Below are 14,650 nucleotides of genomic sequence, written 5' to 3'. Positions count from 1 at the left end.
CTTCAAGGCCAAGTCGCAAGCGACCGGAGCCCGCCGATCTCGCCAAGGCCCGGCCGCGGCCTGCGCAGGGCTTTCGCCCCGCTTGTCCGCAACCGGACCTCGCTCGCCTGGCGGCCCCCGGGCCTTGAAGCGGCCCTCAATCCGGCGGCGCCCGGCGACCGCACCCGAAGGGAGGTCCGGCAGGGGCCGGATCGAACCCGGCGGCGAAACCAGGAAAGGACTGCACATGACCAAAACCGCCCGCGCACCCCGCACCAGCGCCCGCGTCGTCCCGCTCCGTCGCGGCACTACCCTCGAAATGATCCGGCTCGTTTGCCCGGACGCCGCGCAAGCCACCCGCATCGCGGAGAGCTTCGGCCTCACCGTCCTCGACAGCGACGGCATCCGCGATCTGCACCAGCGGCTCATCGTCGAAACCGCCGACGCGCTCAACGAAGGCCTCAGCGAACGCGCCATGCAGATCCACCTGCAGCGCATCGTCGGGTCGTATGTCGGCTCCGCGCACGGCGCTGGGCAGTTCTACAGTCGCGCTGTCACCGAAGCGCGCGAAGCCACGGCGCGACTCGCCAACGATGCGCGCGACGCGGACCTCGATGGTCCGGTCGGCTTCGACTCGGCGGCACAGCGCAAGCGCGAGTTCGCCGCTGAGGTCGCCCTTCAAGCCCACGCGCTGCGCATGGCAGCCGAGGGCGCCGTGGCGGCTTACGAACACGTCGTCGGCGAGAGCTGGAAGCCGTTCGAGCGTCAGTCCGAGCAGCCCGGCGAGACCGTCAGCCGCAAGGCGGCAGAGGTGCAGATGGCGGCGTTCGGCTGACGCCGCTGGCGGGGCTTCGGCCCCGCCTTCTTCCACTATCATCCAATGCCGGCCGGCCCCTTCAGGGCCGGCCTTTTTCATGTCGCGCGCCGCCGCCGCGCAAACGCTGCAAGAGAATTACGCAAATAGAAAATGAATCGACGTGAAGCGCCTGTCGCGGCCCGTCGCGGCTTTCGGTCCATGCTCCGGCCCGCGCGGCAGCGCAACGGCTGCGCCGTCCTCCACTGACGTTCCGGCCCGGCGTCTCCATCGTCACGCGGCACATTTTCACGACCGGATGCGCGGCCCCGCGGACCTCCGCCGCGGACCGCCGTGACGGGCCGCGATAGGCGCGGCCCCCAAACGGAGGTTTGAATCATGAGCCGGAAGGAAACCAAGCCCCGCGCCGATATCTATGCGCGGATCACCGATCGCATCGTCGCCGACCTCGAACGCGGCGTGCGACCCTGGGTCCAGCCTTGGAACGCGGCCAACACGGCCGGACGCATCACGCGCCCGCTGCGCCACAACGGCATGCCTTATCAGGGAATCAACGTCGTGCTGCTCTGGTCGGAGGCCGTTGCGCGCGGCTTCACGTCGCCGATCTGGATGACGTTCAAGCAGGCGGTCGAGCTCGGCGGCCATGTCCGCAAGGGCGAGAGCGGCACGATGGTCGTGTATGCCAATCGGATCACGAAAACCGAGACCGATGAGCGTGGCGACGAGGTCGAGCGCGCGATCCCCTTCTTGCGCGCCTATGTCGTCTTTTGCGTCGACCAGATCGACAACCTGCCGGATCATTATTACGGGCGTCCGGCACCGACCGTCGCGCCGGCCCGGCGTATCGCACACGCCGACGCGTTTTTCGCCAATACCGGCGCGACCATCCGACACGGCGGCGACAAGGCGTTCTTTGCGCCGTCGCTCGACATCATTCAGATGCCGCCGTTCGAAAGCTTTCGCGACGCCGAGAGCTACACGGCGACGCTCGCGCATGAAAGCGTGCATTGGACCGCGCCAGCGCACCGCGTCGATCGCGACCTCAGCCGCTACGCGAAGGATCGCAGCGTGGCCGCGCGCGAGGAGCTGGTCGCTGAGCTCGGCGCATGTTTCCTTTGCGCCGATCTCGACATCGTGCCTGAACTCGAGCCGCGCCCCGACCATGCGAGCTACCTCGCATCGTGGCTGGACGTGCTATCCAACGACAAGCGCTTCATCTTCTCGGCGGCGGCGCACGCGCAACGCGCGGTCGCCTATCTTCACGGCCTTCAGCCCGACTCTGGCATGGTGCGAGAGGCGGCATGATGCCGTCCCGCTGCGTCGATTGCAGGGCAGGCAAGGCGCGCCGCCTTGCACATGATCGTTCTCCTTGTCTGGAAATAAACGAAGGCCCCGCCGCGCGGCGGGGCCTTCGTTGCGTGTTTCGTCATGCTGCGCCGGCGACCGGAGAGGAGCGGTCCTTCCGCCCTCCCGACCGAGCCGCACCGAAGAGATGGGGCAGCGGCGGTTCGCGTGGCTGTCCGAGACGTCGGCATTGCGCTGTCCGGACTCTCTGCCCGCGGCGATCGCCGGTCGCCTCGCAGATCGGCTGTCCGGTGTCTCGTGGTGGTCGGCGGCGCGAGACCTTGCGCGGTGTGCGGGAGGGTCTTTCATCCGGCGCCGGGACGCCGCCGCCGTGCGGTGTGGTGTGCCGGCAGCTCGTCGTGTCCCCACCGTTCGGTCTGACGCGCCACTGCGTCCTCGATTTGGCATGTCTGACCGAAGGCCGTCGTCGCTGCGCTCCGCCTCGATCTCAAGTCCGCAACGGCCGTTCTCAGCTTTCTTCCCCTGGTCGCTGCGCGCCCATTCCTCGCGAGACAAGAAAGCCTCGCCCTGGCCGTCCTCCACTGCGTTGCGGCCCTTCGGGTGCGGCCCGATCGCCTCCGGTCAACGACAGCCATCGAGGTCGCGATGGTCGCGGCCCGAGAAACGAAAGAGGACACGAACATGGCCACCATCGGCAACTTCACCGTGAACGGCAACGGCTTCGTGGGCACCGTCAAGACCCTCGCCCTCGGCACCGTCAAGGCGAAGATCGTCGCCGCCGAGCGCACCTCGGAGAAGGCCCCGGACTTCCGGATCTTCGCGGGCGCCATCGAGTTCGGCGCCGCGTGGAAGAAGAAGTCCCAGGAGTCGAGCCGCGACTATCTCTCGGTCAAGCTCGACGACCCGAGCTTCGCAGCGCCCATCTACGCCACGCTGGTCGAGGTGGAAGGCGAGGAAGGCCACTCGCTCATCTGGTCCCGCCCGAACCGCGACTGAGCGGTCACGCAAGAAGGCCCCGCCGCGCGGCGGGGCCTTCGCTCGTGAGCGGAAAGGAGAACGATCATGTGCAAGGTCTTGAACGCGCGACAGGTCGGCAAGCACGCGAGCGCGACGCGCGTCTATATCGGACGCCCGAGCAAATGGGGCAACCCGTTCGTCATCGGGCGCGACGGCTCGCGCGCCGAGGTCGTCGCGAAGTATCGCGCGTGGATCGTCACGCAGCCCGCGCTGATGAACGCGCTCGAGGAGCTGCGCGGCCGCGATCTCGTCTGCTGGTGCGCGCCGCTCGCATGCCACGGCGACGTGCTGATCGACCTCGCCAACAGGCGCTGATTACGCGCCTGTTCGATCGAGCGTCGCCAAACGCTCGGGCATGTCGAGCAGCTTGCGTGCCGCGGCGGTGAGGGCTTCCGCGATCGTCGGATAGGTTTCCTGCGAACTGATCGAGACGCCGTCGGGGAATGTCACGGTCGCCTGATAGCCGTTGCCTTTGGGCGTGGCAGAAAGCTGAATCGTCGGCATATCGCAGCGTCTCCTTTGCCAGACCACATTGCTGAAAGGACGCTCACCGCGCGATTGATGTCAATCGCTGGCTGATGGGATTCTTCTGACCGACATCCATGCGGGACATGGAGACATGGCCTCTGAGCGCGAACCGACCACTCACGTCACCGATCGACGTAGCCGCGGCGGCGCTTGCGGCTTTCGATCCGATTGAATGCCGCTTCCGCTTCTTCTCTGCGCCCAAAGAGTTCGATCCGCCGCCGGCCGCGGGCGCCGATCCGGCCCCATTCCCGGACCAGCGCAGCGGCGCCGAACAGCGACGGCTCGATGCTGAGGGCATAGAACCGCGCCATGTTGCGCGAAGGATCAATCCGGCGAAGCAGCGTGGGTGTGGAGCGGTCCTCGATCATCTGCCGAGTCTCGCTCCGTCACCATCATGATGTCCAATCAGGAGATCGAATCGATCGTCCGCCAGTGATTCAAAATCATGATGGAACCCCGATGCGCTTGGCATGACGTGTTGGGCGAGCCGCCTTCGGCGGACGGCTCTATTCGCTTCGCTCACGGAGCCCGCTGCGCGGTCTCCGCCCATTCGGGTGACGATCCTCTCGCGAACTTGGGACGGCAGGTGCCCCGCTATCGCGGTTACACTTCGGGGAAGTTCGCACGAAGATAGGCGTTCGCGGCGTCCGCGGAGGGGAACGCCGCGAGCTGCTGCTGCGCTTCGTCCGGCCGTTGGGCCTGCCGCATCACCAGGACCTGACCTTCGTCGAACAAAAGGCACGGGCGCTCGCGGAACTTCAGCCATTCCGCTTGCTTGGCTTCGGCCAAGGCGCAGGCCGCGTCATAATCGTCTGCAATACCGAGATGAGTCGAGCGGTCCCACGCGCCGCCATTCAGGCACCGGACCTCGATGCGGCCATCCGACAGCGTGACGCCATAGGGACGATCCCACCATGCATCGAGCTGCGTCTTGCTTCGTGCGTCGTTGGGGGTCGCGTCGAAGGCCTTCGGCAGCTTGGGGTCGAGCGTAATCCGGTTTGGCATTGTGTCCTCTGATCAGGCCGAAAATGCCACAGGACGGGCTAAATTGGGATAGCTGAATTTCGACCGTCCAGGTTGATCCATGTGGCTGGCCCTGCGGGGTAGACGAGCAGCGCTGGCGATATGATCCCTTTAACGTCGGCCACAAAGGCGGCACTCGCAGTCGATCTTCAAGGTACGGCGTGCTAGAGGGAATCATATGTGAGGTCGATCCCCATCCGAAATCATCCAGCGCGCACGCTTGCGCGCGAACTTTGTCATGGGGATACGCATGTCCAAACCGAATAAGTCTATAAGACCGCATTCCTCCGAGTTCTTCGGCAAGGAACGCGACTATTTCTGGAATTCAGATTTTCTCGAATTGGTCGCTCACCGCCTCAATCTCGGCGCCGTCGCCGATGTCGCCGACATAGGCTGCGGTGTGGGCCATTGGAGCGCCCTGCTTTATCCGCATCTTGCGATCGGCGCCGGTCTTGTTGGTATCGATCGCGAACAAAGCCATGTCATCGACTATCTCTCTCGATTGCGCACGTTGGCCACCGATCCCACCTCGATTACCGCGCTGGTGGGTGAGGCGACCAATCTGCCCTTGCCTGATCGCGCGTTCGACATGGCGACCTGTCAAACGCTGCTTCTCCACCTCCAACACCCGGAGCAGGCTCTTGAGGAGTTGGTTCGCATCACCCGGCCAGGTGGCCTGGTGCTGTGCGCCGAGCCGAACAATCTCGTCGCGCGCTTCCCGTTCAGCGGACTCATGGGCGAGCAACCGCCGGAGCGCCTGATCCGGCTCTCGGAGTTGGCATGGCGCTATGTCCTTGGTCGAGCGCGACTTGGCAAAGGCGCAGAATTCGTCGGCGAAAAGCTACCGGGCATGTTCGCCCGCCTCGGTCTCGAGGACGTCAGGGTGTGGCTCTCCGACAGAGCGAGTGCCAGCTATCCACCCTATTCCAGCCCCGGTGAAATCGCGGGCTTCGATGCGCTGGCGCGCTGGCGCGCCGACGGCATCGGACCCTACGATCGCGAAGAAATGCGCGTCAATGTCATTGCAGGCGGAGGATCAGAAGCGTTCTTTGACGCAGCCTGGCACGACTATCTTAATCACGATCAAGAGATCGTCGCATCGGTGCAGGAACGCCGGTGGCACACGGCGGGCGGAGGCCTGTTCTACCTCGTTGCGGGCAGGCGTGCGGCAGACTGATCGGTTGCGAGCGGGGTTGCCGTTCGGCATTCCAGCCACAGGCAACACCGAAGCTGAAGCACGAGCCGGTGCTTCGGCAGTCAACCGCCGCACCAGCTCTGCCGGGGGCCGTTCCACCGCCGCGCCAAGCCTTCGGCGACAAGCACGTCACCGAGGGAGCGGCCGCCGCGGGAGACCGTACGGAGCTTGCGACCATATTGATCTTGGTCGCGCGTGGCGGCGACGAGCGTGAACGGGCCCGCATTCAGCAGCGCCTGCAACCGCCGCTGCGCCGCCTCGCCAAGCTCGGCCTCGCGCTGGCAGCGCGGCGGGCTCAGCTCGGGCGTATCGATGTCGGCGATCCGGATTTTCTCGCCGCGGAACCAGAACGTATCGCCGTCGACGACGCAATCGGTTCGCCGGCCAGCGCCGCAGATCGAGAACGTGACGGCCACCGTCTGTTCGGACGTCGCGCCGCGCGTCACCGGCGCTTCCGACAGACTGCCGTCGCGAGAATGAAACATCCACGCCGTGACACCGGCGATCACCAACGCCGCAATCACAAGCCGCGTGCCGACGTCATAGGCTGTCGATCCTCTGCCAGGTCCGCCGATCCTCACCTGCGCTGTTCCTCCCGTCCCGTCACGTCCGCACCCTTCGCATCCGTTGATTCGCCTTCTGTGCGATTATGCCGATCGCCGCCCGCCCGTGGGCGCGAACCTGTTGCTGGCAACACAGGCGGTCATGTCCTTGCGCCGGAAATAGATCGCGCGTCCGCACCGCAGCGGCGGGTTGCCGGCCGTGAACACGATCTGCTCGTCGCCGCGCATCTGCGTGATCTCGTGCGGCAGGATCAGCGGCCGGCGTGACAGCAACCGCGAGCGCGTCCGCGACGACCCGGAGGCCTGCGAACTGCGGCTGATCTGGCTGACCTCGACCGTCGTGTCGCCGCAGCGCCGCGAGATGTATTCGGCGGTCTCGGGGTCGTTGATCGCGCTGAACGACATCCAGGACGCCGACTCGAACCACTTCGATGCGGCGTCGCGGCCGCCATAGACCTCGCGCATCTGGCCGATCGACTGGAACAGCATCAGAAGGGTGATGCCATATTTGCGTCCGGCGTCACGCGCGGTCTCGAGGACGCGCAGGAACCCAAGCCGCGCCACTTCATCGAGCAGGAACAGCGTGCGGCCGGCCACCGCGCCCGCGCGGTTATAGATCGCGTTCATCAACGAGCCGATGATGAGGCGCGCCAACCCCGGATGGTTCTCCAGCGTCTTCAAGTCGACGTTGATGAACACATCCATCGTTCCAGCCGCCAGCTCGTCGGTCGAGAAGCTGCGGCCCGACACCAGCGCCGCATAGTTCTCATAAGATAGCCAATGCGTCTCCTTGACCGCATTGGCATAGACGCCGCTGAAGGTCTCGGGTGTCATGTTGACGAACGAGGCGACATTCTCCTTCACGAAGCTGCCCCTTCCGCGCGCCTTCCATGAGCAGGGCATTCGGCGCTACGGCTTCCACGGTCTGTCATACGAATATATCGCGCGGCGCCTGCGTGAGATTGATCCTGTGCTCGCTGCCGGCCGGGTGATCGCGGCTCATCTCGGCAACGGCGCCAGCCTGTGCGCGATGCGCGCCGGCAAAAGCATCGACTCCACCATGGGCTTCACCGCGCTCGACGGGCTCATGATGGGAACCCGCTGCGGCGCCATCGATCCCGGCGTTGTGCTTCATCTCCAGACGCAGCTCGGAATGTCCGCGGCGGAGGTCGAGGATCTCCTCTACCGGAAGTCGGGGCTGCTGGGCGTGTCTGGAATCTCCAGTGACATGCGCACATTATCGGCTAGTGGCGGCCCCGAGGCCGAGGAAGCGATCGAACTTTTCTGCTGGAGGGCAGCGCGTGAGGCGGGCGGCCTCATCGCCTCGCTCAGCGGACTCGATGCCTTCGTGTTCACCGCCGGCATCGGCGAGAACCACGCCGATGTGCGCCACCGGATCTGCGGCCGGCTCGCTTGGGCTGGCCTTCGGATCGACGAGGCGACCAATCGCGACAGCGCTCTGCGGATATCGACGCCCGACAGCCCCGTAGCAATCCTCGTCATACCCACCGATGAAGAGCGCATGATCGCCCTTCACACACTCCAGGTCATTAGGAAAGATCCTTCATGAGGCCGTTCACCGATCAGGCCAGGAAGGAATGGCCGGAATGAGCAAGGTGTTCACAGGAAAGCCGTGGCTCTGGATTGCCATCGCCGTCGCAGCAGGCGTCGGCGGTTGGTATCTGACGCAGCAGCTGACCAAGAGCGAATTGCCGGCCGGAATTGCGAGCGGGAACGGTCGCATGGAGGCGGTCGCGATCGACATCGCGGCCCGTTCGTCGGGGAGGATCAGGGAAATCCTCGTTCAGGAAGGCGATGTCGTCACTTCCGGACAGATACTCGTTCACATGGATACGCTTCCGCTCCAGGCCCAGTTGCGGGAGGCACGCGCCCTTCTGCAGCGAAGCCAGATTGCCAAGCAGGCGGCGCAGAGCGGAGTTTCACAGCGCGAAGCCGAGCGCTCCGCGGCGCAGGCGGTTCTCGCACAGCGGGCGACCGAGCTCGACGCCGCGCAACGCCGGCTGGAGCGGTCGGAGCAGTTGGCGGAACGCAATGCCGTGTCGCTTCAGACGCTCGATGACGACCGGGCCCGGAGGGAAGGAGCGACGGCCGCACGTGACGCCGCGCGTGCGCAAGTCGCTGCAGCCGAGGCGAGCATCGCTTCGGCGCGGGCTAAGATCGTCGATGCCGAAGCCAACATCGAAGCGGCCGAAGCCACGATCGAGCGTATTCAGGTCGACATCAACGACAGTGCCCTTCGGTCTCCACGCGATGGACGGGTGCAATACCGCGTGGCGCAGCCGGGCGAAGTGATCGCCGCTGGCGGCCGGGTGCTCAACCTGATCGACCTCAACGACGTCTACATGACCTTCTTCCTGCCGACCGCCCAGGCCGGCCGCCTCTCGCTCGGTGCGGAGGCTCGCATCGTGCTTGATACGGCGCCGGACGTGGCGATACCCGCGACGGTGTCCTTCCTGTCCGACATCGCGCAGTTCACGCCGAAGACGGTCGAGACAGCGGAACAACGGCAAGGCCTGATGTTCCGTGTCCGCGTGCGGATCGCACGCGACTTGCTCAAGAAATATTCCGAGTACGTCAAGCCGGGCTTGCCGGGAGTGGCGTATGTGAAGCTCAATCCGGCGGCGCAATGGCCGGAGACCCTTCCGCAAAGAGTGTTGGAATGATCTCGCATGAGCAGGAACAGCGCACGTTAGAGCCGGCTGTGCTTGCTGCTCGGCTGCGAGGAGTCAGCCATGTCTTCAAAAAGAAGCGCGCGCTCGACGATATCACGCTCGACTTTCCGACCGGGCGCATGCTTGGCCTGATTGGGCCTGACGGCGTCGGCAAATCGACATTGCTGTCGCTGATCGCCGGCGCCCGCAAGGTGCAGCAGGGTTATGTCGAGGCGCTCGGCGCGAATATGTCCAGCGCGCGCGAGCGCAACGGGGTTGGTCCTCGCATCGCCTATATGCCGCAGGGACTCGGCAAGAACCTTTATCCGACGCTTTCAGTGTTCGAGAACATTGACTTCTTCGGGCGACTGTTCGGCCACGCCAAGGCGGAGCGCGAGCGGCGCATCCATGACCTGCTCGTCAGCACCGGCCTCGGTCCGTTTCGGGACAGAGCCGTCGGCAAGCTCTCCGGCGGCATGAAGCAGAAGCTGGGCCTCTGCTGCGCGCTGATCCACGATCCCGACCTTCTGATCCTCGACGAGCCGACCACCGGCGTCGATCCGCTGGCGCGCCGCCAGTTCTGGGATCTGATCGCCGGCATCAGGGCCGAGCGGCTGGAAATGAGCGTGATCGTCGCGACGGCTTATATGGCGGAGGCGGCCGGGTTCGACTGGCTGGTGGCCATGGATGCCGGGCGCGTGCTCGCCGCCGGCAGCCCCGCCGAGCTTCAGGCCCAGACCCGGACGTCGTCGCTGGACGCCGCCTTCATCGCGTTGATGCCGGACGAGAGGCGTAAGCAGCATCGCGCGGTGGTGATTCCGCCGCGGCCAGAGGACAACGGCAAGGAGCCGGCGATCGAGGCCGAGGGTCTCACCGCCCGGTTCGGAGACTTCACCGCTGTCGACCATGTCAGTTTTCGCATTCCGCGCGGGGAGATTTTCGGGTTTCTCGGCTCGAACGGTTGCGGCAAGACTACCACCATGAAGATGCTGGCCGGCCTGCTGCCCGCGAGCGGCGGCACGGCCCGGTTGTTCGGTCGTGAACTCGATCCGCAAGATCTCGGGACGCGCCGGCGCGTCGGCTACATGTCGCAGTTCTTCTCGCTCTATTCCGAACTCACCGTGCGGCAAAATCTGGAACTGCACGCCCAGCTATTCGAATTGCCTGCTGCCGACATCCCGTCCCGCGTCGACGCGATGGCGACGCGTTTCGACTTAACCGAGATCATGGACGGCCTGCCGGATGCCTTGCCGCTCGGCGTCACGCAGCGGCTCTCGCTGGCCGTGGCGACGATCCATGCCCCGGAAATATTGATCCTCGACGAGCCGACCTCGGGCGTCGATCCGGTCGCGCGCGATGCGCTGTGGCAGAGCTTCGTCGATCTGTCGCGCCAGGACGGCGTCACCATCTTCATCTCCACACATTTCATGAACGAGGCGGAACGCTGCGATCGCATCTCCCTGATGCATGCGGGCAAGGTGCTCGTCAGCGATACGCCTGCCGCGATCGTGGAAGCGCGTGGCGCGGCAAATCTCGAAGAAGCCTTCATCGGCCACTTGCAGGAAGCGGGCGGCGGCCAGGCTGTCACCGCACCGGCGACGTCCGACGCTGCTCGGTCGCATGCCAGCGCGAATCCCAATGCGAGCACGCGGCGTTTCTTCGACGTCCGGCGCATGATGAGCTACGCCCGACGCGAGACTCTTGAACTGCGTCGTGATCCGATCCGCGCCTCCTTCGCCTTCATCGGCAGCCTTCTTCTGCTTTTCGTGATAGGGTACGGGCTCAGCATGGACGTCGAGAACCTGCCTTATGCGGTTCTTGACCACGATCAGACCACGATCAGCCGGAGCTATGATCTCGATATCGCGGGCTCGCGCTATTTCACGGAACGTCCGCCCATCGCCGATTACGCGGACCTGGATCGCCGCATGCGCAGCGGCGAGCTCAGCCTTGCCATCGAGATTCCGCCGGGCTTTGCGCGCGACGCGGAGCGTGGCCGTCCGGTGCAGATCGGCGCGTGGATCGACGGCGCCATGCCGTCGCGCGCCGAGACCGCGCGCGCCTATGTCGAAGGCGTCCATGCCAACTGGATGGCGCAGGCGATGCGCGAGAAGCTCGGTCCCCGGGCGCTGGCGGGCGACTTCCAGCTTGAAACCCGCTTCCGCTACAATCCGAACGTGGAGAGCCGCAAGGCCATTGTGCCGGCGGTCATCGCCATGCTTCTCCTGCTCATTCCCGCGATGCTCGCGACGCTCAGCATCGTCCGGGAGAAAGACCTCGGCTCGATCGTCAATTTCTACGTCACGCCCGTCTCCCGGCTGGAATTTCTGCTCGGCAAGCAATTGCCCTATGTCGGCCTGGCGATGATGAATCTCGTCACGCTGACGGCGTTCGGCATCTTCGTGCAAGGCGTTCCCTTCAACGGAAACCTTGCCGCCTTCATCGCCGGCGGGCTGTTCTATGTCATCGCGACGACCGCGCTCGGACTGTTCATCTCGAGTTTTATGAACAGCCAGATCGCGGCGATCTTCCTCACCACGCTCGCGACCATGCTGCTGGCGGTCAAGTATTCCGGCATGATCGATCCGGTCGCCTCCATGGAAGGTTCGGCCGTCCTCATCGGCGCGGTCAACCCGGCGACCCACTTCGTCACCATCGCGCGCGGCGCCTTCTCCAAGGCGCTGGGGTTTGCCGAACTCCGGTCATCCCTGGTGCCGCTTTTGGCCGCGGGTCCGGTCCTGATCGGCCTGAGCGTGCTTTTTCTCAAGAAGCAGGCGCGCTGAGCCATGCGTGCCTCGAACATCTGGCGGCTGGGCGTCAAGGAGTTATGGAGCCTCGTTCGCAATCCCGCTCTGCTGGCACTGATTGCCTACGCCTTCTCCTTGCAGATCTACGTCGCAGCGACGGCGGTTCCGCTCTATCTCAACAACGCGCCGATCTCGATCGTCGACGAGGACGTCTCGTCGCTGTCGGCGCGGATCGCGTCGGCCTTTTATCGTCCCTATTTCAGTGCCCCCAAGGTCATTTCGCTCCCCGAAATGAACCAGCGCATGGATGCAGGCATCGACACTTTCGCGCTCGTGATCCCGCCCAATTTCGAACGCGACGTTTTGGCCGGCAGCGAGCCGGCGATCCAGTTCAACGTCGACGCGACCCGCATGACTCAGGCGTTCACCGGCGCCGGCTATGTGCGGGCGATCGTCTCGGCCGAGGTCACCGAATTCGCACGGCACTATCGTCCTGCGGAAGCGGCGCCGGTCGATTTGGTGCTGCGCGCTCGCTTCAACCCCGAGCTCATTGCCGGCTGGTTCAGCGCGATGATGGAGGTCATCAACAACGTCTCCCTCTTGTCCGTCATTCTGGCTGGCGCAGCGCTCATTCGAGAGCGTGAGCGCGGCACGATCGAGCATCTCCTGGTCATGCCGGTTACACCGATCGAGATCATGCTGGCAAAGATCTGGCCGATGGCGCTCGCGGTGTTCGTGGCCGCCCTGTTCGCGCTCACCTTCGTGGTACAGACCTGGCTTGCGATTCCGGTTGCCGGTTCTCTTTGGCTGCTCATGCTGGGCTTGGTTTTGCAGTTATTTGCGACCACCTCGCTGGGCATCCTCCTTGCGACGATAGCAGGATCGATGCCGCAGTTTGGTCTGCTGCTGCTGATGGTGCTGTTTCCGCTGCAGGTCCTCGCCGGCGGATTGACGCCCGCGGAGAGCATGCCAAGTGCTGTCCGCGCGGTCATGATGGCCGCGCCCGACACGCATTTCGTGTCCCTGTCGCAGTCGATCCTGTTCCGGGGCGCGGGACTCGGTGCGGTCTGGCCTCAATTGCTAAACCTGTTCGCGATCGGCCTTGCCTTCTTCCTGCTGTCGCTGTGGCGGTTCCGGAAGTCCTTGCGATCCCGTGGACGATAAAAAAGCAGAGCAAACACCATCCAAGGCCCAGCCGACGCACGAACGCAAAAAGCGGCGGATCGCCTTTGCGCTACGCCTTGGCGGCCCCAGAGCCCCGCGAACGCAGCAAGTCCCGTAGCTTCGGAAATTCGGTGCGCACGTGCTCGTCCAACGCATCCGCGAATTCGGGCGTGAACGAAAAGCGCAAGACCGCATCGAATATGCGGCCCGGACCGCGAAATCCGGCCTCGACCACGTGAGAGATCGCCACGCCGTCCGCTTCGTCTTCGAGGCCCAGGATGAGTCTTCCGGGGAGCCGCACGCCCCTGACGAACTGCCAGGTGATCTCCTTGCCTGGAATCGAGGCGGTCACAACCGCATGGAATTTCAGGCGGAAACGACCGACATATTCATCCATGTAAATCAGGTTGCCGACATCGCCTGCGACCTTGCGCACAGTGTGAAATCGCAAGTGAACCCCGGGCCACCAGGCTTGATAGCTGGCGTCGTCGCAGTTCAGCATGAAGTCGGTCACTTCACGGCTGTTCAAGCCGGGCACTTGTATGTCGGTTTGCAGGCGTATCATCGCGCAGCCCTGAGAAAGCCGTTCGTGCTCTCAATCAGTGCGACAGAAAGATCGGAAGCGATGGCCGCGCAAGCATGCTTTTTGTCGCCCCGCCGAGGATGAAATCCCGAATGCGAGAGTGTCCGTATGCTCCCATGACAAGAAGGTCAGCCTCGCGTGAGGCAACATACGAATCGAGTGCGTCACCGGTGCTTCTACCGGCGGCATCGACCGTATCCAAGGTGACCTCGACGTCATGATGGGCCAGATGCTTTGAGAGTTCTGCGCCAGAATGCCTGGTATTGATTGCCTTGTCGCCGGTGACCGTCACGACGTACACCCGCTTGGCCATTGCCAGTATCGGAATTGCGTCGGCAATCGTCCTCGCTGCAGGTCGGCTGAAATCCCAAGCCACTACGACAGTATTCAACGCACCGCGATGACTGGCTGGCTTCGGGATGATGAGTGTAGGGCGTCCCGATTCGAATACGATCTGTTCAACGTACCAGTCGCCGATATCGACAGCTCCACCCTCGCCCACGGGGACAATCGTTAGATCGCGAAGTCGGGCATGTCCGATCACTACATCCGCAACGTCTGAGATTAGGCAAGTCTCCGATCGCCGCTCATGAAATACTCCCCGCTGTTCAGCGGCCTCCTGGAATGCGGTCAAGAGCATCTGCGCGTTCGCCGAACTCTTCTTGCTCTCAGCGGCGGCCAATGCGGGAACATTAAACAGGTTACCGACAATGCTTCCTGGAATTTGAAATTCAACCTCACAGGCGACGGCCGAAATCTTGGCGCCGATGGCTGCGGCGAAGTCAACGCCTTGGGCGAGCTCCGCGACCGGCGTTGGATCCGGGTAGGTCGTCAGGACCATCAGCAAGTCTTTGAAGGCCATCTGTTCTCCATTTTCTCCGCGCTGGCTCAGCCAATTGTTATCGCATCTTGCGCTTGCAGGGGTTGATCTCGCTCAACAATCTGGCCGAGAGAACAAACATTAGTCTAGCTATTCATTGCACCAAAGATCGCCCGATCCGACCGATTGCCGGTCCGCTCAACCGGAAGAGGAGCGGCGAACATTGCGGTGATCTTGGCA

Annotated in this window: 14 protein-coding genes and 2 pseudogenes; 9 read left to right on the top strand and 7 right to left on the bottom strand. The window is 64.1% G+C overall.

The genetic code is table 11. The features are described from left to right. Window positions 1-226: 226 nt before the first annotated feature. From IP86_RS20430 to IP86_RS20415, 4 genes are all read left to right on the top strand, one after another. A complete protein-coding gene (locus IP86_RS20430; RefSeq protein WP_054164265.1) occupies window positions 227-814 on the top strand; it encodes a hypothetical protein in 588 nt (195 codons plus the stop codon). Window positions 815-1,171: 357 nt separating this feature from the next. Beyond that, entirely contained in the window at window positions 1,172-2,098 is a 927-nt protein-coding gene (locus IP86_RS20425; protein ID WP_054164264.1) for an ArdC family protein, read from the top strand. A 645-nt stretch (window positions 2,099-2,743) separates the two neighbouring features. Next, window positions 2,744-3,094, top strand: a complete 351-nt coding sequence (locus tag IP86_RS20420; RefSeq protein WP_054164263.1) for a DUF736 domain-containing protein — start codon at window positions 2,744-2,746, stop codon at window positions 3,092-3,094. Window positions 3,095-3,160: 66 nt separating this feature from the next. Then, on the top strand, window positions 3,161-3,430 hold the full coding sequence (locus IP86_RS20415; protein WP_054164262.1) for a DUF4326 domain-containing protein: 270 nt from the start codon (window positions 3,161-3,163) through the stop codon (window positions 3,428-3,430). Here IP86_RS20415 and IP86_RS20410 read toward each other — a convergent pair whose 3' ends face one another. From IP86_RS20410 to IP86_RS20400, 3 genes are all read right to left on the bottom strand, one after another. Next, window positions 3,431-3,619 carry a hypothetical protein gene (locus IP86_RS20410; RefSeq protein ID WP_054164261.1) on the bottom strand — a complete coding sequence of 63 codons (189 nt, stop codon included), beginning with the start codon at window positions 3,617-3,619 and terminating at the stop codon, window positions 3,431-3,433. It lies immediately after the preceding gene. A 146-nt stretch (window positions 3,620-3,765) separates the two neighbouring features. Continuing rightward, window positions 3,766-4,011 (bottom strand): WGR domain-containing protein, encoded by a 246-nt coding sequence (locus tag IP86_RS20405; RefSeq protein WP_054164260.1) that lies wholly within the window; start codon window positions 4,009-4,011, stop codon window positions 3,766-3,768. 235 nt (window positions 4,012-4,246) lie between these two features. Then, entirely contained in the window at window positions 4,247-4,648 is a 402-nt protein-coding gene (locus IP86_RS20400; RefSeq protein ID WP_054164259.1) for a hypothetical protein, read from the bottom strand. 268 nt (window positions 4,649-4,916) lie between these two features. Here IP86_RS20400 and IP86_RS20395 point away from each other — a divergent pair, with 268 nt between their 5' ends. After that, window positions 4,917-5,843 carry a class I SAM-dependent methyltransferase gene (locus tag IP86_RS20395; RefSeq protein ID WP_197279904.1) on the top strand — a complete coding sequence of 309 codons (927 nt, stop codon included), beginning with the start codon at window positions 4,917-4,919 and terminating at the stop codon, window positions 5,841-5,843. An 80-nt stretch (window positions 5,844-5,923) separates the two neighbouring features. Here the strand turns inward: IP86_RS20395 and IP86_RS20390 are convergent, their stop codons facing one another. Further along, window positions 5,924-6,346, bottom strand: a complete 423-nt coding sequence (locus IP86_RS20390) for a thermonuclease family protein (protein ID WP_082364143.1) — start codon at window positions 6,344-6,346, stop codon at window positions 5,924-5,926. 162 nt (window positions 6,347-6,508) lie between these two features. Next, a pseudogene (locus tag IP86_RS20385) lies at window positions 6,509-7,291 on the bottom strand (type IV secretory system conjugative DNA transfer family protein); the annotation flags it as partial. A 7-nt stretch (window positions 7,292-7,298) separates the two neighbouring features. Here IP86_RS20385 and IP86_RS20380 point away from each other — a divergent pair. From IP86_RS20380 to IP86_RS20365, 4 genes and pseudogenes are all read left to right on the top strand, one after another. Further along, window positions 7,299-7,994, top strand: a pseudogene (locus IP86_RS20380) (acetate/propionate family kinase); the annotation flags it as partial. A 37-nt stretch (window positions 7,995-8,031) separates the two neighbouring features. Then, the gene (locus IP86_RS20375) at window positions 8,032-9,108 is read left to right on the top strand and encodes an HlyD family secretion protein (RefSeq protein ID WP_054164256.1); all 1,077 of its coding nucleotides are present in this window, start codon (window positions 8,032-8,034) and stop codon (window positions 9,106-9,108) included. Further along, window positions 9,105-11,879: a ribosome-associated ATPase/putative transporter RbbA gene (gene rbbA / locus IP86_RS20370; RefSeq protein ID WP_054164255.1), complete on the top strand. Its 2,775-nt coding sequence runs from the start codon at window positions 9,105-9,107 to the stop codon at window positions 11,877-11,879. Before IP86_RS20375 ends, rbbA begins: the two co-directional genes overlap by 4 nt. 3 nt (window positions 11,880-11,882) lie before the next feature. Next, window positions 11,883-13,007 carry an ABC transporter permease gene (locus tag IP86_RS20365; protein ID WP_054164254.1) on the top strand — a complete coding sequence of 375 codons (1,125 nt, stop codon included), beginning with the start codon at window positions 11,883-11,885 and terminating at the stop codon, window positions 13,005-13,007. Window positions 13,008-13,077: 70 nt separating this feature from the next. Here IP86_RS20365 and IP86_RS20360 read toward each other — a convergent pair whose 3' ends face one another. Then, window positions 13,078-13,536, bottom strand: a complete 459-nt coding sequence (locus tag IP86_RS20360) for a hypothetical protein (RefSeq protein WP_244526139.1) — start codon at window positions 13,534-13,536, stop codon at window positions 13,078-13,080. 70 nt (window positions 13,537-13,606) lie between these two features. After that, on the bottom strand, window positions 13,607-14,452 hold the full coding sequence (locus tag IP86_RS20355) for a universal stress protein (RefSeq protein ID WP_054164253.1): 846 nt from the start codon (window positions 14,450-14,452) through the stop codon (window positions 13,607-13,609). Between the last annotated feature and the right edge of the window lie 198 nt (window positions 14,453-14,650).

The sequence above is a fragment of the Rhodopseudomonas sp. AAP120 genome, assembly GCF_001295845.1.
In the GTDB taxonomy this organism is placed as follows: Bacteria; Pseudomonadota; Alphaproteobacteria; order Rhizobiales; family Xanthobacteraceae; genus Rhodopseudomonas.
This window is presented reverse-complemented; position numbering and strand designations above follow the sequence as displayed.

What these genes read in the sequence shown, in the direction of transcription:
- IP86_RS20395 (WP_197279904.1), top strand. Translation starts at nt 4,917, where the DNA reads ATGTCCAAACCGAATAAGTCTATAAGACCGCATTCCTCCGAGTTCTTC.
- rbbA (WP_054164255.1), top strand. Translation starts at nt 9,105, where the DNA reads ATGATCTCGCATGAGCAGGAACAGCGCACGTTAGAGCCGGCTGTGCTT.
- IP86_RS20400 (WP_054164259.1), bottom strand. Translation starts at nt 4,648, where the DNA reads ATGCCAAACCGGATTACGCTCGACCCCAAGCTGCCGAAGGCCTTCGAC.
- IP86_RS20355 (WP_054164253.1), bottom strand. Translation starts at nt 14,452, where the DNA reads ATGGCCTTCAAAGACTTGCTGATGGTCCTGACGACCTACCCGGATCCA.
- IP86_RS20420 (WP_054164263.1), top strand. Translation starts at nt 2,744, where the DNA reads ATGGTCGCGGCCCGAGAAACGAAAGAGGACACGAACATGGCCACCATC.
- IP86_RS20430 (WP_054164265.1), top strand. Translation starts at nt 227, where the DNA reads ATGACCAAAACCGCCCGCGCACCCCGCACCAGCGCCCGCGTCGTCCCG.
- IP86_RS20405 (WP_054164260.1), bottom strand. Translation starts at nt 4,011, where the DNA reads ATGATCGAGGACCGCTCCACACCCACGCTGCTTCGCCGGATTGATCCT.
- IP86_RS20375 (WP_054164256.1), top strand. Translation starts at nt 8,032, where the DNA reads ATGAGCAAGGTGTTCACAGGAAAGCCGTGGCTCTGGATTGCCATCGCC.
- IP86_RS20410 (WP_054164261.1), bottom strand. Translation starts at nt 3,619, where the DNA reads ATGCCGACGATTCAGCTTTCTGCCACGCCCAAAGGCAACGGCTATCAG.
- IP86_RS20415 (WP_054164262.1), top strand. Translation starts at nt 3,161, where the DNA reads ATGTGCAAGGTCTTGAACGCGCGACAGGTCGGCAAGCACGCGAGCGCG.
- IP86_RS20425 (WP_054164264.1), top strand. Translation starts at nt 1,172, where the DNA reads ATGAGCCGGAAGGAAACCAAGCCCCGCGCCGATATCTATGCGCGGATC.
- IP86_RS20390 (WP_082364143.1), bottom strand. Translation starts at nt 6,346, where the DNA reads ATGTTTCATTCTCGCGACGGCAGTCTGTCGGAAGCGCCGGTGACGCGC.
- IP86_RS20365 (WP_054164254.1), top strand. Translation starts at nt 11,883, where the DNA reads ATGCGTGCCTCGAACATCTGGCGGCTGGGCGTCAAGGAGTTATGGAGC.